Consider the following 17478-nt stretch of genomic DNA (forward strand, 5'->3'; position numbering starts at 1 on the left):
GGGACGGAGGGCAGGGGACCTGCCGAGGGGGCGAGGCGGCGCCGCACCCGCCGGGCTCAGTCCGGTGGGTACGGCGCCGGGTCGGCGGGCCGCCGGGGCGGGGCCGGTCAGGGCTTGAGTACCAGGCGGATCGGGTTGCCCTCCTTGCGCTCCAGCGCCTCGACCGCGCGGGCGGCCTCGGCCAGCGGGAAGGTGCCGCTCACCGAGCGGGAGAAGTCCAGCCGGCCGCCGCGGACCAGGTTGACCAGGTCGACGACGTCCTGGCCCTCGGAGCCGTAGTGGCCGCGGATCTGCTGGCGCAGGTAGCTGACCAGGGTGCCGTTGGTGACGGTCAGCGGCTTGTCGGTGAGGCCGACCAGGACCAGCCGGCCGTGCTCGCCGAGGGTGGCCATCGCCTGCTCGCGCACCGGGGCGACCCCGGCGAAGTCGAAGGCGACGGACAGCGGGCGGCCGCCGGTGGCCTCGCGCAGCAGTCCGGCGAACCCGGGGTCGGCCGGGTCGAGGGCGGCGTCGGCGCCGAAGGCCAGGGCGCGCTCGCGGGCGGCGGGCAGCGGGTCGACGGCGACGATCGGGAAGGCGCCGATCGCGCGCAGCAGCTGCACGCCGTGGGCGCCGAGGCCGCCGACGCCCCAGACGCCGACCGCCTCGGCCGGGCGCACGGCGCCGGTGGCGGTGATGGCGGCCCACGGGGTGGAGACCGCGTCGGGGATGAAGCAGGCCTGCTCGAAGGGGAGCTCGTCCGGGATCGGCACCAGGGTGGTGGCGGTGGCGAGCGCGTACTCGGCCCAGCCGCCGTCGTAGTCCACGCCGCGGGTGTACACGACGCCGTCGCGGCTCTCGCCGGCCTGGAGCAGCACCCGGTCGCCGACGGCCGCGGTGGTCACGCCCTCGCCGAGGGTGTGCACGGTGCCCGCGACCTCGTGGCCCAGGGTGACCTTGTCGCCCTTGAGGTGGAGCGGCTTGAGCATGCCCTGGATCAGGTGGACGTCGGAGAGGCAGACGCCGGCGGCCTCGACCCTGATCAGGACCTCGCCCGGGCCGGGGGCGGGGACGGGGACCTCCTCCACGGCGAAGGCGCCCTTCGCGACGTCGAGCCGGCCGGCGAGCATCGTGGCGGTCATCAGGACTTCCCTTCTCGCGGGAGCGGCGGGTCGGGGGGGGTGGGCCCGCTGCTCCGGAAGTTACTTGTTAGCCAACAAGCAAGTTCACCGTAGCATGGTGCTATGCCTACGCACGATGAGGACCGCGACGACCGGGACCCCCGGGACGTGCCGCCGCGCCGGACCCAGGCCGAACGGCGCGCCCGGGCCGAGACCGCACTGATCGCCGCCGCCGCCCGGCTGATCGCCGAGCACGGCAGCACCGGGGTCACGCTCGCCAGGGTGGGGGAGGAGGCGGGCTTCAGCCGGGGCCTGGCCACCCACTACTTCGGCTCGAAGGCCGCGCTGCTGGCCCGGCTCCAGGAGGCGGCACTGGCCGAGGCGATGGCGGCGGCCGCCCCGGAGCGCAGCGGGGCGGGTGCGCTGGAGGAACTGTGCGGGTTCGCGCGCGGCTGCCTGGAGGGCGTGCGCAACCCGACCGACCTCGGCCGGGCCTTCGTGGTGCTCGGGGCCGAGGCGCTCGCCGGGGCCTCGGAGCTGACCGTCGCGGTCGCGGAGCTGGACGCCAGGACCCGGCAGTGGACCGCCGAGGTGGTCGGGCAGGGGCAGCGGGACGGGGAACTGGGCGCCGGCGTGGACCCGGGGGCCTTCGCGCTGGCCTTCGTGGGACTGCTCAAGGGGCTGGTGGTGCAGGCCGCGGCCGCTCCGCGGGCCTTCGACGTGGGGGTGGCGATCGCGGAGTCGGAGCGCTGGATCCGGCTCGCGCTCACGGCGGGCTGAGGCGCCGTCCGCCACCGCACGGCCGACCGTGCGGCGGCTCACGGCGGGGCGTGCGGACGGCTCGTGGGCGGTTCGCGGGTGGCGTCAGCCGCGGCGGGCCGGTGAACTCCGGCGCGCGGGCGGCGCGATCCGCACCCGCTCGGTGACGGGAGCCTTCTCGAGGTCGTCCAGCTGGGCGAGGACGGTGGCGCGCAGCTCGTCGTCGTCCGCGAAGTGGTGGTCGTGGAAGAGGGTGTACCCCGACCACATCAGGTTGGCGCAGACCCGGGCCGGGACCCGGCCGGTCCTGGCGCCCATGCCGACCAGGGCGACCGAGCGGACGGAGCCCGGCTCCAGCAGGTTCTGCCGGTGGACGGCCTGGAAGGCGGCGGCGCAGGCCAGGGCCACGTTCAGGGTCTCGCTGACGTTCTGCGAGGAGGTCCGCATGGTCGGGGCCGAGATCAGGAACCGGGGGTTGACGGCGCCGGACGGGACGCACACCGCGCTGCCGACCGGGAGGCTGCCGGCGTGCTGCTCGCGGATCGCCTTCTGCACCCGCAGCTGGATGCCCGCGCCCAGGTGGCGCTTGACCGCGGCGTCCGTCCCGCCGTCCATCCGGCCGCGGGAGTTGGTGGGGCTGACCCAGGCGTCGACCTCCGCGGTGAGCAGCGAGGCGTGCCGGATCTCGATCCCGGGGACGCCGGCGAAGGCCGCCCGCCAGGACTCCACGACCGTCGCGTCGAGGTCGGTCAGCACCACCCTGAGCGGCGCCTGCGTGCGGTCCGTGGTCATGTCGGGGCTCCTGTCGGTTCGGTTCCTTGGTGACACCGACGAAGCTAGCGCGCGGCACTGACAGTCCGTCCGGTCTCGTCCGGTCCCGTCCGGCCCCGTTCGCCGGGGCCGGGGGCGGCCGGGGACTGTCAGACCCGGCTGGTAGGACTGTGCTGTCCGCCGGGGAATCTGACGGATCGTCATTCGTCGTCCGCCTGCCGTCCGTACGGTCCCGACCAGCCGGAGTCGCACCACCATGAGCGCTGCCGACACCCCCGCCGCCGCCCAGCCCGACCCGGGCGACCCGCTGGCCCTCGCGGAGCTCTTCACGGGAGGCGGCGAGCCGTGGCTGCCGCTGCTGAAGCCGGTCATCGAGGCGCAGCCCGGCGCGGCCTCGTTCATCGGCCCCGGTCGCGGCCCCGAGGTCGTCCCGGTCCGCGAGCTGACCTTCCAGGCGCTCAAGCCGCACGCGCCGCACGAGTGGAAGGTCGTCGTCTTCGGCCAGAACCCGTACCCGCGGCCGGAGAGCGCCACCGGCATCGCGATGTTCGACAACACCTTCCACGACTGGAAGGACAGCCAGTTCGGCCGGGTGATCAGCATCCGCTGCCTGATCAAGGCCGCGGCGATGTGGAAGTACGGCATCCCCAAGAAGACGCCGATCGCCGACATACGGGCGCTGCTGAAGGAGCGGAAGACCGTCCAGCCGCCGGAGTGGTTCCAGGCGATGCTCACCCAGGGCGTGCTGCTGCTGAACGCGGCGCTGACCGCCAGCGGTGACGGCGCGATGGGGCCGGACCAGCACACCGGGTTCTGGCGGCCGGTCGCCGAGCGGATCGTGGAGGAGATCCTCCGGGCCAAGCGGCAGGCCGCCGAGGAGGACCGCTTCGTGGTCTTCGCCTGGTGGGGTGCGCACGCGCGCAGCCTGAAGAACGTCGTGCTGCGGTTGCAGCAGAAGTACCCCGAGGTCGAGGTCCGCCACATCGACCACGCCAACCCGGCGGCCCAGGGGGACGTCTTCTGCGACGGCGAGCACTTCGCCACGGTGAACGCGGCGCTCGCCTCGCTCGGCGCCGACGAGGTCGACTGGCTGCCCAGCACCGGCTGGAACGCGTCGTCGGCGCAGGGCGGCGGGGCGCGGGACGGGGTCGCCGAGCGGATGGGCGCCTTCATCGCCTCCACCATGGAGCTGCACCAGCTCTACCTGGACCGGCTCGCCGGGGTGAAGGACGAGGGCCTCGTCCTGCCCGCCATCACCGGCGTGTTCGACACCCCGCTGATGGGGTTCCGGGAGGCGGTGGCCCCGGTCGCCGAGCTGCTGCGGGGGCTGGACCGGCACGTGTCGCTGTCGCACGACTTCGGCAAGCGGCGGGTGGACGAGCCGGCCGCAGGCCTGTCCGGTGGAGTCTCCGGAGGCCCGGCCGCGGGGCTCCCCGCCGGGCTCCCGGCCGGGCTCTCCGCCGACGAGATCGCCGCGCTGTACCTGTACACCTGCGAGTCCGCGTTCTACCGGGAGATCAACGCGGTGCTCCGCTCGCCGGACCGCGGCCGGCTGGTGCCCTACCTGCCGTACCTGCGGCTGCTGTTCGCGGCGGTGTCGCGGCTGCCCGTCCGCACCGAGCCGCTCTGGCGCGGGGTCTCGCTGGACCTGCGCCGGCAGTACCCGCTCGGCAGGACGGTGACGTGGTGGGGCGTGTCCTCCTGCACCTCCAAGCTCGGGGTGGCGCGGTCCTTCCTCGGCGGCAGGGGCAAGCGGACGCTCTTCGAGGTGCGCCCGGTGCGGGCCACCGGCATCCAGAACTTCTCGGCGTTCACCGGCGAGGAGGAGTTCATCCTGCTGCCCGGCACCCAGCTCCAGGTGACGGCCGTCAAGGCGGAGCGCGGCGGTCTGTGCACCGTGACGCTGACCGAGCTGGAGGAGGCGCCCCTGGTGTCCTGAGGCGTGCCCGAGGTCTTCCGTGCCAGTCTGCACAACCAGGTCAGTATTTTTACTGAGTTAAGTTATACTGGACTTCGAGCAGCCGGTGAGCTCGTGGTGCGGGAAGGGACGCGAACGATGACCTCGGAAACCCAGAGCCTCGACGGTGAACTGGAACGCGAACGGGCCTACGTCGAGGCCTGCCGGGTGGCGACGGCCCGGCAGGTCGAGGACGCCGGCCACCAGGTCGTCGCCGGGGAGGACGTCTCCGGCGACGGCGCCAGCGCGGAGGCGCTCGGCCGGTACCTGCGCACCCGCGCCAAGCGGATGAAGGAGCTGCCGGAGAGCCCGTCGTTCTTCGGCCGCCTGGACTTCGCCGACACCGCGGAGGCCGGGGACCACCGGCGGCAGCGCTACTACGTGGGCCGCCGGCGGATCTCCGAGGACCCGACGGTGCCGCCACTGGTGGTCGACTGGCGCGCCCCGGTCTCCCGGGCGTTCTACCAGGCGAGCGCCCACACCCCGCTCGGGCTCGCGCGGCGGCGCAGGTTCGGCTGGGCGCCGTGGAGCCTGGGCGCGCCGGAGGAGCTGACCGGGCTGGAGGACGAGGCCCTCGGCGGGGCGGCCGTGGTCGGCGGGCCCGGTGCGGACGGCGGCAGCGGCGACGGGAGCGGCCGAGGCGGCAGCGGTGCGGGCGGCATCCTGGCCGCCGAGATCGAGCGGCCCCGTACCGGTCCGATGCGGGACATCGTCGCCACCATCCAGCCCGAGCAGGACGCCCTGGTGCGGGGCGAGTTGAGCGAGTCGGTGTGCGTGCAGGGCGCTCCCGGAAGCGGCAAGACCGCCGTCGGGCTGCACCGCGCCGCGTACCTGCTCTACAGCTACCCGCAGCGGATCCGGCGGAGCGGTCTGCTGGTCATCGGCCCCAACCCGGTCTTCCTGCGCTACATCGCCGAGGTGCTCCCCGCGCTCGGCGAGATCGACGTCGTCCAGAAGACCGTCGAGGACCTGGTCGCCACCCGGCCGGTCACCTCGGTGGACGACGAGCGGGCCGCCGTGGTCAAGCAGGACGCCCGGATGGCGACGGTGCTGCGCCGGGCGCTGTACGGGCGCATCCGGGCGACGGGCTCGGAGCCGCTGGTCGTCCCGGACGGCTCCTACCGCTGGCGGGTGTCCCCGGAGCGGCTCGACCGGGTGGTCGCCGAACTGCGCGAGCAGGCGCCTCCGTACGCGATCGGCCGGGAGAGCCTGCGCACCCGGGTGGTGGCGATGCTCCAGGACCAGGCCGAGCGCCGGTCCGGCGTGATGCCCGGGGCGTGGACGCGGAAGATCGGGCGTTCCAGGCCGGTCGCGGCCTTCCTGGAGGCCGCCTGGCCGAACCTGCGGCCGGAGGCTGTGGTCGCCGCACTGCTGAGCGACCCCGCGGTGCTGGCCGAGGCGGCGGAGGGGGTGCTCGGTCCGGAGGAGCGGGCGGCGATCCTGTGGCGCCGCCCGCCGCGCTCGGAGAAGAGCGCCAGGTGGTCCGAGCACGACCTGATGCTGCTGGACGAGGTGGCCGGACTGATCGAGCACCCGGCCGGCTTCGGTCACGTCGTGGTGGACGAGGCCCAGGACCTCTCCCCGATGCAGTGCCGGGCGATCGCCCGCCGCAGCGTCTTCGGCTCGCTCACCGTCCTCGGCGACCTCGCCCAGGCGACGGCGCCGTGGGCCGCCCGCAGCTGGCCCGAGCAGCTCGGCCACCTGGGCAAGCCGCAGGCCGCGGTGGTGCCGCTGACCACCGGTTTCCGCGTCCCGGCCGTGGTGATGGCCCTCGCCAACACCCTGCTGGGAGCGCTGGGCGTGGCGGTGCCGCCGGCCGTGTCGCTGCGGCAGGACGGCGAGCTGACGGTGCGGAGCGTGGCCGGGGGCGGCCTGGGCGGGGCGGTGGTGACGGCGGTGCGGGCCGCGCTGGAGCGCGAGGGCTCGATCGCGGTGATCGCGGCCGACGACGCGGTGGCGGAGACCGCCGAGGCCCTCCGGGAGGCGGGCGTCCCGACCGGCGCGGCCGAGCAGGCCGGCACCACGGCGCGGGTGACGGTGCTGCCGGCGTCGCTGGCGAAGGGGCTGGAGTACGACCACGTGGTGGTGCTGGAGCCGGCCGCGATCGTGGAGGCCGAAGCGCGCGGGCTGCACCGCCTGTACGTGGTGGTGACGCGGGCGGTCTCCCGGCTGGACGTCCTGCACGCCCGCCCGCTGCCCGCGCCGTTGGCCGGGTGACGGGCGGGGCGGGGCGGGTGCGGATCGCGCCAATTGCGGGGCCGTTTCGGGACGGCGGCCGCCAAGGAGACCAGGGTCTACACGACGACGAGGGACGGCAGCCTCCAGGAGTGGACCGCGGGTCCTGTGAACCACGGCTGGTCCCCTCGGAGCCCCGGCAACCAGGCACGCGGGCCCGCGACCCAGGGCGGGCCGACGGCCGCGGTGTAGCAGGGGACACCTTCGTGTTCGCCGACGGTACGGAGGACGGCCCCGGCAGGTGCCCGGCGTCCTCCGACCGGGGCACCTTCGGGGGCTGCCCTCACGTCGGCGGACAGGTGGTTTGAAAAATTCTTCAAGTTCATACATGCTGGCGTGCCGTCGGATCGGCGCGAGGTGCGTCAGGGTGCCCTCTGCGTGGGCACCGGACCCGCCGGCCCGGCCCCCTTGCCGCCTCGAAACCCTGGATGCGTTGAACCCATGAGCGACAGCCTGCCCCCGTGCCCGCAGTGTTCCTGCGAGTACACCTATGAGATGAACGCCCTCGTGGTCTGCCCCGAGTGCGCCCACGAGTGGGTGCCCGGCGGCTCCGAGGAGAGCGGCGCCGCGGCCGGCGAGCGTGTGATCAAGGATGCCGTCGGCAACGTGCTGAACGACGGGGACACCGTGACGGTGGTCAAGGCGCTCAAGGTCAAGGGCAGCGTCTCCGGCATCAAGGCCGGCACCAAGGTGCGCAACATCCGCCTGGTGGACGGCGTCGACGGGCACGACATCGACTGCCGTGTCGAGGGCTTCGGCGCCATGCAGCTCAAGTCGAGCGTGGTCAAGAAGGCCTGACCCGCGGGCCTGGACGGCCGCGCCCCGCCGAGGAGATCGGTGTGGGCGCGGCCGTTCCGTCTTTCCCGGACCGGAAAAGGGTGGAGTCGTCGCGGGAGTTAGTTATAGGCTCACAATGATTACAACAACACAAGTAACCATGGAGCGTCCGTCATGCCCGATGCCGCCCGACCGCGGCCCTGGCTCGTGCTCGCCATCTGCTGCATGAGCCTGCTGATCGTCAGCCTCGACGTCACCATCCTGAACGTGGCCCTGCCCGCCATCCGGAGTGACCTGCACACCTCGGTGTCCGGACTCCAGTGGACGGTCGACGCCTACACCCTGGTACTGGCGAGCCTCCTGATGCTCTCCGGATCGACCGCCGACCGGATCGGCCGCCGCCGGGTGTTCCGGATCGGACTGGTGGTGTTCTCCGGGGCCTCCCTGCTGTGCAGCCTGGCCCCCGGGCTCGGCTGGTTGCTCGCCGCGCGGATGCTCCAGGCGGTCGGCGGATCGATGCTGAACCCCGTCGCGATGTCGATCATCAGCAACACCTTCACCGACTCCCGGCAGCGCGCCCGCGCGATCGGCGTGTGGAGTGGCGTGGTCGGCATCAGCATGGCCGCCGGACCGATCCTCGGCGGGGTCCTGGTGGAGTCGGCCGGCTGGCGGGCGATCTTCTGGATCAACGTCCCGATCGGCCTGGCCGCGCTCTTCCTCACCCGCTACGTGCCGGAGTCGCGGGCGGCCCGCACCCGCAGGGCGGACCCGGTCGGCCAGCTGCTGGTCGTCGTGCTGCTCGCCGGACTCACCTACGCGATCATCGAGTCGCCGGAACGCGGCTGGACCTCGCCCGTGGTCCTCGGCTGCACGGCGGCCGCGCTCGGCGCGCTGCTGGGCCTGCTGTGGTACGAGCCCCGGCGCACCGACCCCCTGATCGACCTGCGGTTCTTCCGCTCCGCGCCGTTCTCCGGTGCCACCGTGATCGCGGTCGCCGCCTTCGCCGGCCTCGGCGGGTTCCTGTTCGTCGGCTCCCTGTACCTCCAGGACGTCCGCGGGCTCGACCCGCTGCACGCCGGGCTGTTCATGCTGCCGATGGCGGTCATGTCGCTGCTCACCGCGCCGCTGTCCGGCCGGATGGTGGCCACCCGCGGGCCGCGCACGCCCCTGCTGCTCGCCGGGACGGCACTGACCGCGAGCGCCGTGCTCCAGGCGGTCGGCTACGCCGAGCACGTGCCGACCGGTCTGCTGGTCGTCGCCTTCCTGCTCTTCGGCACCGGCTTCGGCCTGGTCAACGCGCCGATCACGAACACCGCCGTCTCCGGGATGCCCCGCGCGCAGGCGGGCGTGGCGGCGGCCGTCGCCTCCACCAGCCGGCAGGTCGGCCAGTCCCTGGGCGTCGCGGTGACCGGTGCGCTGATGGCCGGTGCCGCCCACGCCGACCCGGCGGCCTTCACCGCCGCCGCCCGGACGGCGTGGTGGATCATCGCCGGCTGCGGTGTCGCCGTGCTGGTCACCGGTACGCTCACTTCCGGTCGCTGGGCCAGGGCGACGGCCGAACGCGCGGCGGAGCGGCTCGCCGCCGAGGAGGCGGCCGAGGACGCCGGCGGCAACGGGATCAGAGAGACGAAGGGGACGGTGGACGCCTGATGGAGTGCCTTGACACCGGCGGACACCCGGAGCCGGGCGAGGCCGATGCCGGGATGGCGGCCCGGGTCTGGCAGGGGATGTACGCGCTCGTGCTGGAGCGCCACGACCGCCGCAAGGCCGTCGCCGACGCCCTCGGCATGAGCTTCAGCCGGGTCAGGGCGCTGCGCCGGCTCGCCGCCGGACCGCTCACCCTGCGGGAGCTGGCCGAGCGGCTGACCGCCGACCCGCCGTACACCACCGTGATCGTGGACGACCTGGTGCGGCGCGGCCTCGCCGAACGCATCACCAACCCGGCCGACCGGCGCTCCAAGCTGGTCCACCTCACCGAGGAGGGCGAGGCGAAGGCCGCGCTCGCCACCGGCATCCTCGCCACCCCGCCGGACGCCCTGCTCGCGCTGCCGCCGGAGGACATCCGCGCGCTCGACCGGGTGGTGGCGAAGCTCCTGGGCTGAGGCCGCCCCCGGGCCCGGGCGGTGCTCGACGGCCCCGGGCGGGCCGGTGACGACGCGTCCGTGACGTGTTCTCACGGGTTGTCGCTCTGGACTTACTAGGACGTCCAACTATATGGTCGACGGCAGGTCCGCGGTGTCAGGGAAGCCGGTGTGAGTCCGGCACGGTCCCGCCACTGTGACCGGGGAGTCCGTCCTCGCAGGAGACGGCCACTGGCAGCCAGCCGGGAAGGCCAGGGGGCGGGCGTCGATCCGGGAGTCAGGATACCGGCCGCGGGTGGTTCGTGTTTTCCACGAGGATGGAGACGACACGCATGACTCCGGGCCGCTGTTCCCGTTCCGCTGCCGTGCTTCCGGTCGCCAGGGCGCTCGACGCCTGACGATCCGTCATTTTCCGCCTGCCCGCAGGCCCGTGCGCCGACCGTGCGCGCGGCCGGGCGGCGGTGCTCTCCAGTCCTCCTCTCCCCAGCGCTGATGAGAGAAGGAACCGATGGTCCGTGAACTGACCCACTTCGTCGGCGGCAAGCGCGCCGCCGGGACGTCCGGCCGGTACGGCGACGTCTTCGACCCCAACACCGGCCGGGTGCAGGCCCGGGTGCCGCTGGCCGACCGTGGCGAGGTCGAGGCGGTGATCGCCGACGCCGCCCAGGCGCAGCCCGAGTGGGCGGCCTGGAACCCGCAGCGGCGGGCCCGGGTGCTGCTGCGCTTCCTGCAACTGGTCGAGGGCGAGAAGGAGGAACTCGCCCGGCTGCTCTCCGCCGAGCACGGCAAGACCGTTTCCGACGCCCACGGCGACATCCAGCGCGGCCTGGAGGTCGTGGAGTTCGCCGCCGGCATCCCGCACCTGCTGAAGGGCGAGTTCAGCGACAACGCCGGGACGGGCATCGACGTGTACTCGATGCGCCAGCCGCTCGGCGTGGTCGCCGGCATCACCCCGTTCAACTTTCCGGCGATGATCCCGCTCTGGAAGGCCGCCCCCGCCCTGGCCTGCGGAAACGCCTTCGTTCTCAAGCCCTCGGAGCGCGATCCCTCGGTGCCGCTGCGGCTGGCCGAACTCTTCCTGGAGGCCGGGCTGCCGCCAGGCGTGCTCAACGTGGTCAACGGCGGCAAGGAGGCCGTGGACACCCTGCTGGAGGACCCGCGCGTCCAGGCCGTGGGCTTCGTCGGCTCCACACCGATCGCCCAGTACGTCTACGCCACCGCCGCCGCCCATGGCAAGCGGGCGCAGTGCTTCGGAGGCGCCAAGAACCACCTGATCGTGATGCCGGACGCCGACCTCGACCAGGCGGCCGACGCGCTGATCGGCGCCGGGTACGGTTCGGCCGGCGAGCGGTGCATGGCGATCTCGGTGGCCGTCCCGGTGGGGGAGGAGACCGCGGACGCCTTGGTGGCCAAGCTGGTCGAGCGGATCGCCGCGCTCAAGGTCGGGCGCTCGGACGACCCGGCGGCGGACTTCGGCCCGCTGGTCGGCGCCGACGCGCTCGACCGGGTCCGCGGGTACCTGGACCTCGGCGTCCGGGAGGGCGCCGAACTCGTCGTCGACGGGCGGGAGTTCCGACTGGAAGGACACGAGGGCGGCTACTTCCTCGGCGCCTCGCTGTTCGACCGGGTCACGCCCGGGATGCGGATCCACCGCGAGGAGATCTTCGGTCCGGTGCTCACGGTCGTCCGCGCCGCCGACTACGAGGAGGCGCTGCGGCTGCCCAGCGAGCACGAGTTCGGCAACGGCGTGGCCATCTACACCCGGGACGGCGACACCGCCAGGGACTTCGCCCGGCGGGTGGACACCGGCATGGTCGGGGTCAACGTGCCCATCCCGGTGCCGGTCGCCTACCACACCTTCGGCGGCTGGAAGCGCTCCGCGTTCGGCGACCTCAACCAGCACGGCCCCGACTCCATCCGCTTCTACACCCGCACCCGCACCGTCACCTCGCGCTGGCCCTCCGGGGTCAAGGAGGGCGCGAGCTTCACCATGCCGACGATGGGGTGAACGCCGTGCACGCAAGTGATCTGACGGAAGATCAGATTGATATCGCCGCCGCGGTACGGGAGTTCGCCGCCGAGTGCCTGGCGCCGTACGCGGTGGAGTGGGACCAGGCCAAGCACTTTCCGGTGGACGTGCTGCGCAAGGCCGCCGACCTCGGGCTGGCCGGGGTCTACGTCCGCGAGGAGGCCGGCGGCTCCGGACTCTCCCGGCAGGACGGGGTGGTGGCCTTCGAGGCACTGGCCGGCGGCTGCCCTTCCATCGCCGCCTACCTGTCCATCCACAACATGGTCGGCTGGATGGTCGACCGCCACGGCACCGAGGAGCAGCGCGCCCGCTGGCTGCCCGCGCTCTGCTCGGCCGAGCACCTGGGCAGCTACTGCCTGACCGAACCGGGGGCAGGTTCCGACGCCGCCGCCATCACCACCCGGGCGGTGCGCGCCGGCGACCACTGGGTGCTGGACGGCGTCAAGCAGTTCGTCTCGGGCGCGGGTGCCGCCAGGGTGTACCTGGTGATGGCCCGCACCGGCGAACCGGGCGCCAGGGGCATCTCGGCGTTCCTGGTGGACCGCGACGACCCGGGCCTCTCCTTCGGGCCGAACGAGAGGAAGATGGGCTGGAACGCCCAGCCGACCCGCCAGGTGCTGCTGGACGGGGTCAGGCTGCCCGCCGACCGGCTGCTCGGCGGCGAGGGCGAGGGCTTCCGGATCGCGATGGCCGGCCTCGACGGCGGCCGGCTCGGCATCGCCGCCTGCTCGCTCGGCGGCGCCCAGAGCGCCCTGGAGCGGACGACGGCGCACCTCGCCGACCGCGAGGCCTTCGGCGCCCGGCTGCTGCACGCCCAGGCGCTCCAGTTCCGGCTCGCCGACATGGCCACCGAACTGGAGGCCGCTCGGGCGCTGCTCTGGCGCGCGGCGGCGGCCCTGGACCGCGGCGACCCGCGGGCCCCGCAGCTGTGCGCGATGGCCAAGCGGCACGCCACCGACACCGGCTTCGAGGTGGCCAACCAGGCGCTCCAGCTCCACGGCGGCTACGGCTACCTGACCGAGTACGGCATCGAGAAGACCGTCCGCGACCTGCGGGTGCACCAGATCCTGGAAGGGACCAACGAGATCATGCGCGTCATCGTCGCCCGCGGCCTGATCGGGGCCGCCTGATGGGGGCCGACACCACCGGGGCCGACGACGTCCTGGTCCACCGGGAGGGCCGGGCCGGGCTGATCGTGCTCAACCGCCCCAAGGCCCTCAACGCCCTCACCCACGCCATGGTGCTGCGGATCGCCCGGGCCCTGGACGACTGGGAGCACGACGACGCCGTCGCGACCGTGGTCGTCACCGGCGCCGGCGAGCGCGGGCTCTGCGCGGGCGGCGACATCGTCGCCATCCACCGCGCCGCCACCGGCGGGGACCGCGCCGCCGCCGAGCGGTTCTGGCGCGACGAGTACCACCTCAACGCCCGGATCGCCCGCTACCCGAAGCCATACGTGGCACTGATGGACGGCATCGTGATGGGCGGCGGGGTCGGCGTCTCCGCGCACGGCAGCGTCCGGATCGTCACCGAACGCAGCCGGATCGCCCTGCCGGAGACCGGGATCGGCTTCGTCCCGGACGTCGGCGGCAGCTACCTGCTCGCCCTCGCCCCCGGCGAACTGGGCACCCACCTGGCCCTCACGGCCGGCGCGGTCGGCGCCGCGGACGCCCTGCTGTGCGGGTTCGCCGACCACTTCGTGCCCGCCGGGCGGCTTCCCGCCCTGCTGGACGACCTGGCCGTCCGGCCGGTGCACGACGCGCTGGCCCGGCACATCGCGGCCGCACCGCCCGGCCGGCTGGCCGGGCAGCGGGAGTGGATCGACCGCTGCTACGCCGCGCCGACCGTCGAGGAGATCGTCGAGCGGCTGGCGGCGGCCGGCGACCCGGCCGCCGGAGAGGCCGCCGACCGGATCGCCGCCAACTCGCCCACCGCCGTCAAGGTGACGCTCGCCGCGCTGCGCCGGGCCCGGGCGCTCGGCCCGCTGGAGGCCGTCCTCGACCAGGAGTACCGCACCTCCTGCGCCGCGCTCGCCACCGCCGACCTGCCGGAGGGCATCCGGGCCCAGGTGATCGACAAGGACCGCACCCCGCGCTGGAGCCCGGCCGACCTGGCCGCCGTGCGGGACGCCGAGGTCGACCGCCACTTCGCGAGGCTGGGCGAGCGTGAGCTCGGTCTCTCCACCACGAGCACCCTGGAGCGCTGGTGAGCCTGAACATCGGATTCGTGGGGCTGGGCAACATGGGCGGCCCGATGGCCGCCAACCTGGTGGGGGCGGGGCTCCGGGTGACCGGCTACGACCTGGCGGAGGACGCCAGGGAACGCGCGGCCGGCCACGGCGTGGCCGTGGCCGGCTCGGCGGCGGAGGCGGTCGCGGCGGCCGAGGTGGTCGTCACCATGCTCCCCGCCGGGCGCCACGTCCTGGAGTCCTACCGGGAGTTGACGGCGGCGGCGCCGCGCGGCGCGCTGTTCGTGGACTGCTCCACCATCGCGGTCGGGGACGCCCGGATCGCCGCAGACCTGGCCCGCACCGCGGGGCACCTGGCCGCGGACGCGCCGGTCTCCGGCGGAGTGCCCGGGGCCGAGGCCGCGAGCCTGACCTTCATGGTGGGCGGCTCCGACGGCGAGTTCGCCGAGGCGGAGCCGGTGCTGGCGGCCATGGGGCGCACGGTGGTGCACTGCGGCCCGTCCGGTGCCGGGCAGGCCGCGAAGCTCTGCAACAACATGATCCTCGGTGTCTCGATGATCGCGGTGAGCGAGGCCTTCCTCCTCGGGGAGAGCCTCGGTCTCAGCCACCAGGCGCTCTTCGACGTCGCCGCCACGGCCTCCGGCCAGTGCTGGGCGCTCACCACCAACTGTCCGGTCCCCGGGCCCGTCCCGGCCAGCCCGGCCAACCGCGAGTACGCGGCCGGGTTCGCCGCGGCCCTGATGGCCAAGGACCTCGGGCTGGCCGCCGACGCGGCCACCGCCTCCGCCCTGCCGGCCGAATTCGGGCGCCGGGCTGCCGAGTTGTACGCCTCCTTCGCCCGGGGCGAGGCGGCCGGACTGGACTTCTCGGCCATCATCACGACCCTGGGAGAGGGTGCCGAGTGACCGGCTACGAGACGATCCTGGTCGAGCGCAGGGCCGGGTGGGGCTGATCACCCCGGACCGGCCCAAGGCACTGAACGCCCTGAACGCCCGGCTGATGAACGAAGTCGTGGCCGTGGCAACGGAGTTCGACCGTGACCCGGAGACCGGCTGTCTGCTGGTCACCGGCTCGGAGAAGGCCTTCGCGGCCGGCGCCGACATCAAGGAGATGCAGTCGCTCGAATTCGTCGACGCCTACCTCGGCGACTGGTTCGCCGCCTGGGACCGCTTCGGTGCGCTGCGCAAGCCGGTGGTCGCGGCGGTGGCGGGCCACGCGTTGGGCGGCGGCTGCGAGCTGGCGATGCTCTGCGACGTGCTGCTGGCGGCGGACACCGCGAAGTTCGGGCAGCCGGAGATCAAGCTCGCTGACGCGCCGCGCCGCCCCACCCCCGGGGCGGCGCACCGTGTCCCGACAGCCGTCAGCCGTCAGCCGTCAGCCGTCCGACCGGCGCAGCAGGTAGGTGTCCATGATCCAGCCCTTGCGCGCGCGGGCCCGCGCGCGCAGCTCGCGGATCCGCGGAGCGGCCTCGGCAAGCGGCCCGGAGACGAGCACCTCGTCCGGGGTGCCGAGGTAGGCGCCGTAGTGGATCTCCAACCCCGCGGGGTCGACCTCGGTGAAGGCGGCCCGGCCGTCGAGCATCACCACCACGTCGTCCACTCCCTCGGGGAAACCCTCGGCGAGGCGGCGGCCGGTGGTGATCTGCACCGGGCGGCCGACCCGGGTCAGCGTGGTGCGGTGCGCGGCGGCGAGCGCGGAGACGCTGCTGATGCCCGGGATCACCCGGTACTCGAACGACACACCGCCCCGGGCCGACACGTCGTCCACCACGGCGATGACGCTGTCGTAGAGGGCCGGGTCGCCCCAGACCAGGAACGCGCCGCTCTCGCCCTCGCCGAGGTGCTCGGCGACCAGCCGCTCGACCAGATCGGCGCGGCGGACGCGCCAGTCGTCCACCGCGGCCGTGTACGCGGGAGTGGCGCGGTCGCGCTCCGCGTCGGGCACCTCGACCACGCGGTGCCCCGGCCGGCCGTGCTCGGCGAGCATCCGGCGGCGCAGGGTGATGAGGTCCTGCCGCTCCTCGTTCTTGCCGAGGACGAAGAAGACGTCGGTACGGCCGAGGGCCTTGACCGCTTGCAGGGTGAGGTGGTCGGGGTCGCCCGCACCGATGCCGATGACGAAGATCTGCCGCATGGGGACATTCTGCCGTCCGGCCCCGCGCGTGGTCCCCCGGGCCGGGTCAGGCCGGTGGGCGGTGGCTGTGAGCTGCGCCGATGGACGTAAGCTGGCGGGGCAGCTGGTTCGCCCCGTCCGCCAGGCGGGGTGTCGCAAGAGGGAACCCGGTGCGAGTCCGGGACTGCCCCGCAGCGGTGAGTGGGAACGACCGCCGTCATGTGCACCGGCCCGGAAGCGGGCCCGGGAAGCGACGGCCAGTAGGTGCCCGTCCCGGTTCGGCCGGGAGGGCGTGCCCACGAGTCCGAAGACCTGCCGCTGCCCGCGTGCCGTGCCGGCCCGCGGTCCCACCAGGACCCCGAGGGCGGGTCGACGGTGCAGGCGGGACGTGTCCGGACCGCTGCCTGCCCCTTCGCGTGCCCGGGGTGTGCGAAACCGCGAAGGAGAGTTCCGTGAAGCGGAACACCGACCACGATCCCCACGAGCCCGTACGCCGTGGACACCGGCCCGGGCCCGACGGCCCGCGGAGCCGGCACGCCGGGCGTCCGGCCGTGGCCCCGTCCGGTGCCCCGAAGGGCGGGCCGTCGCTGTGACCAGCCCCTCCGCGCTCTCCCGCACCCCGGCCGAGTCCGCGGTGACCCTGGCCCACATCATGAGCGACCACGACACCAACCTCTACGGGACGGTGCACGGCGGCGTGATGATGAAGCTGATCGACGACGCGGCCGCCGCCGCCGCGGGCCGGCACGCCGGTGTCACCGCGGTCACCGTCTCGGTCGAGGAGATGTCGTTCCTCGCGCCCGTCCGGGCCGGAGACCTCCTCACCGTCCGGGCCCGGGTCGACCACGTCGGACGGACGTCGATGGACGTGTCGGTGGCGGTGACCTCGGAGCGGTGGAACCTCACCGGGCCCGTCACCAGGGTGGCGACGGCGCACCTGGTGTTCGTGGCGGTCGACGCCGAGGGCCGGCCCCACCGGGTCCCGGAGCTGCTCCTGGAGAGCGCCGCCGACCGGCAGCGCGGCCGGGTGGCACGGGAGCGGCGGGCCCGCAGGACCGAGCCGGAGCTGGAGCCCGCCGAGTAGCGGCCCGCGACGACGTCCCACCATGCGGACGCCTTTCGAGATTTCCGCCTCGGCGCCGCCGGTTTGCCCCTAAGCTGACGGAGCAGCTGGTTCGCCCTGTCCGCCAGGCAGGCGCGTCGCAAGAGGGAACCCGGTGACGCCTTTCGACTGGCCAGTCCGGGACTGCCCCGCAGCGGTGAGTGGGAACGACCGCCGTCATACGCACTGGGCCCGGGAACGGGTCTGGGAAGCGACGGCCAGTAGGTGTCCGCCCTGGTGAGGCCGGGGAGGGCGCGCCCACGAGTCCGAAGACCTGCCACTGCCCGTGCGCGACCGTTCGCGTGCGGCCATCCGGTGACCTCGTGGGCGGGTCGGCGACCATACCTGGCGGGGCCGTGCGCGTGCA

At 74.0% G+C, this 17478-nt stretch carries 14 protein-coding genes, 1 pseudogene and 3 riboswitches; of the genes and pseudogenes, 12 read left to right on the plus strand and 3 right to left on the minus strand.

Going from position 1 to position 17478, the window contains the following annotated elements; all coding sequences use genetic code 11:
- Window positions 1–107 precede the first annotated feature (107 nt).
- Window positions 108–1121 carry a zinc-binding dehydrogenase gene (locus ACZ7C5_RS36730; RefSeq protein ID WP_401088504.1) on the minus strand — a complete coding sequence of 338 codons (1014 nt, stop codon included), beginning with the start codon at window positions 1119–1121 and terminating at the stop codon, window positions 108–110.
- A 102-nt stretch (window positions 1122–1223) separates the two neighbouring features.
- On the opposite strand from ACZ7C5_RS36730, the gene ACZ7C5_RS36735 reads away from it, so the two are divergent.
- Window positions 1224–1880: a TetR/AcrR family transcriptional regulator gene (locus ACZ7C5_RS36735; protein WP_470324351.1), complete on the plus strand. Its 657-nt coding sequence runs from the start codon at window positions 1224–1226 to the stop codon at window positions 1878–1880.
- A gap of 84 nt (window positions 1881–1964) precedes the next feature.
- Here ACZ7C5_RS36735 and ACZ7C5_RS36740 read toward each other — a convergent pair whose 3' ends face one another.
- Window positions 1965–2651, minus strand: coding sequence for a macro domain-containing protein (locus ACZ7C5_RS36740; protein ID WP_470324352.1), 687 nt, complete (start codon window positions 2649–2651; stop codon window positions 1965–1967).
- A gap of 235 nt (window positions 2652–2886) precedes the next feature.
- Between ACZ7C5_RS36740 and ACZ7C5_RS36745 the strand changes: the two genes are divergently transcribed.
- From ACZ7C5_RS36745 to ACZ7C5_RS36790, 10 genes and pseudogenes are all read left to right on the plus strand, one after another.
- A complete protein-coding gene (locus ACZ7C5_RS36745) occupies window positions 2887–4569 on the plus strand; it encodes an ADP-ribosyltransferase domain-containing protein (RefSeq protein ID WP_470324353.1) in 1683 nt (560 codons plus the stop codon).
- 117 nt (window positions 4570–4686) lie between these two features.
- A complete protein-coding gene (locus ACZ7C5_RS36750) occupies window positions 4687–6804 on the plus strand; it encodes a HelD family protein (RefSeq protein WP_470324354.1) in 2118 nt (705 codons plus the stop codon).
- A 459-nt stretch (window positions 6805–7263) separates the two neighbouring features.
- Complete coding sequence (locus ACZ7C5_RS36755; RefSeq protein WP_188294786.1) at window positions 7264–7620, plus strand: zinc ribbon domain-containing protein YjdM; 357 nt, start codon at window positions 7264–7266, stop codon at window positions 7618–7620.
- Between the two features lie 153 nt (window positions 7621–7773).
- Complete coding sequence (locus ACZ7C5_RS36760; RefSeq protein WP_470324355.1) at window positions 7774–9249, plus strand: MFS transporter; 1476 nt, start codon at window positions 7774–7776, stop codon at window positions 9247–9249.
- A complete protein-coding gene (locus ACZ7C5_RS36765; protein WP_470324356.1) occupies window positions 9249–9701 on the plus strand; it encodes a MarR family winged helix-turn-helix transcriptional regulator in 453 nt (150 codons plus the stop codon). Before ACZ7C5_RS36760 ends, ACZ7C5_RS36765 begins: the two co-directional genes overlap by 1 nt.
- A gap of 103 nt (window positions 9702–9804) precedes the next feature.
- A riboswitch (cobalamin riboswitch) is annotated at window positions 9805–9988 on the plus strand.
- Between the two features lie 200 nt (window positions 9989–10188).
- A complete protein-coding gene (locus tag ACZ7C5_RS36770) occupies window positions 10189–11688 on the plus strand; it encodes a CoA-acylating methylmalonate-semialdehyde dehydrogenase (protein ID WP_401088489.1) in 1500 nt (499 codons plus the stop codon).
- A gap of 5 nt (window positions 11689–11693) precedes the next feature.
- Window positions 11694–12839 (plus strand): acyl-CoA dehydrogenase family protein, encoded by a 1146-nt coding sequence (locus tag ACZ7C5_RS36775; protein ID WP_470324357.1) that lies wholly within the window; start codon window positions 11694–11696, stop codon window positions 12837–12839.
- Window positions 12839–13918 (plus strand): enoyl-CoA hydratase/isomerase family protein, encoded by a 1080-nt coding sequence (locus tag ACZ7C5_RS36780; protein ID WP_401088485.1) that lies wholly within the window; start codon window positions 12839–12841, stop codon window positions 13916–13918. Before ACZ7C5_RS36775 ends, ACZ7C5_RS36780 begins: the two co-directional genes overlap by 1 nt.
- A complete protein-coding gene (mmsB, locus tag ACZ7C5_RS36785) occupies window positions 13915–14802 on the plus strand; it encodes a 3-hydroxyisobutyrate dehydrogenase (RefSeq protein ID WP_470324358.1) in 888 nt (295 codons plus the stop codon). Before ACZ7C5_RS36780 ends, mmsB begins: the two co-directional genes overlap by 4 nt.
- A pseudogene (locus ACZ7C5_RS36790) lies at window positions 14799–15265 on the plus strand (enoyl-CoA hydratase-related protein); the annotation flags it as partial. The gene mmsB and the pseudogene ACZ7C5_RS36790, both read left to right, overlap by 4 nt.
- A gap of 6 nt (window positions 15266–15271) precedes the next feature.
- Here ACZ7C5_RS36790 and cobF read toward each other — a convergent pair.
- Window positions 15272–16030: a precorrin-6A synthase (deacetylating) gene (cobF, locus tag ACZ7C5_RS36795; protein WP_470324359.1), complete on the minus strand. Its 759-nt coding sequence runs from the start codon at window positions 16028–16030 to the stop codon at window positions 15272–15274.
- Window positions 16031–16117: 87 nt separating this feature from the next.
- Window positions 16118–16342, plus strand: a riboswitch (cobalamin riboswitch).
- 256 nt (window positions 16343–16598) lie between these two features.
- Here cobF and ACZ7C5_RS36800 point away from each other — a divergent pair.
- A complete protein-coding gene (locus tag ACZ7C5_RS36800) occupies window positions 16599–17093 on the plus strand; it encodes an acyl-CoA thioesterase (protein WP_470324360.1) in 495 nt (164 codons plus the stop codon).
- Window positions 17094–17162: 69 nt separating this feature from the next.
- Window positions 17163–17407, plus strand: a riboswitch (cobalamin riboswitch).
- Window positions 17408–17478: the final 71 nt, after the last annotated feature.

This window comes from Kitasatospora sp. NPDC036993 (genome assembly GCF_055607525.1).

Coding starts and splice junctions, on each gene's coding strand:
- ACZ7C5_RS36740 (WP_470324352.1), bottom strand. CDS start 2,651: ATGACCACGGACCGCACGCAGGCGCCGCTCAGGGTGGTGCTGACCGAC.
- ACZ7C5_RS36780 (WP_401088485.1), top strand. CDS start 12,839: ATGGGGGCCGACACCACCGGGGCCGACGACGTCCTGGTCCACCGGGAG.
- ACZ7C5_RS36755 (WP_188294786.1), top strand. CDS start 7,264: ATGAGCGACAGCCTGCCCCCGTGCCCGCAGTGTTCCTGCGAGTACACC.
- ACZ7C5_RS36750 (WP_470324354.1), top strand. CDS start 4,687: ATGACCTCGGAAACCCAGAGCCTCGACGGTGAACTGGAACGCGAACGG.
- ACZ7C5_RS36735 (WP_470324351.1), top strand. CDS start 1,224: ATGCCTACGCACGATGAGGACCGCGACGACCGGGACCCCCGGGACGTG.
- ACZ7C5_RS36745 (WP_470324353.1), top strand. CDS start 2,887: ATGAGCGCTGCCGACACCCCCGCCGCCGCCCAGCCCGACCCGGGCGAC.
- cobF (WP_470324359.1), bottom strand. CDS start 16,030: ATGCGGCAGATCTTCGTCATCGGCATCGGTGCGGGCGACCCCGACCAC.
- ACZ7C5_RS36730 (WP_401088504.1), bottom strand. CDS start 1,121: ATGACCGCCACGATGCTCGCCGGCCGGCTCGACGTCGCGAAGGGCGCC.
- ACZ7C5_RS36760 (WP_470324355.1), top strand. CDS start 7,774: ATGCCCGATGCCGCCCGACCGCGGCCCTGGCTCGTGCTCGCCATCTGC.
- ACZ7C5_RS36770 (WP_401088489.1), top strand. CDS start 10,189: ATGGTCCGTGAACTGACCCACTTCGTCGGCGGCAAGCGCGCCGCCGGG.
- ACZ7C5_RS36765 (WP_470324356.1), top strand. CDS start 9,249: ATGGAGTGCCTTGACACCGGCGGACACCCGGAGCCGGGCGAGGCCGAT.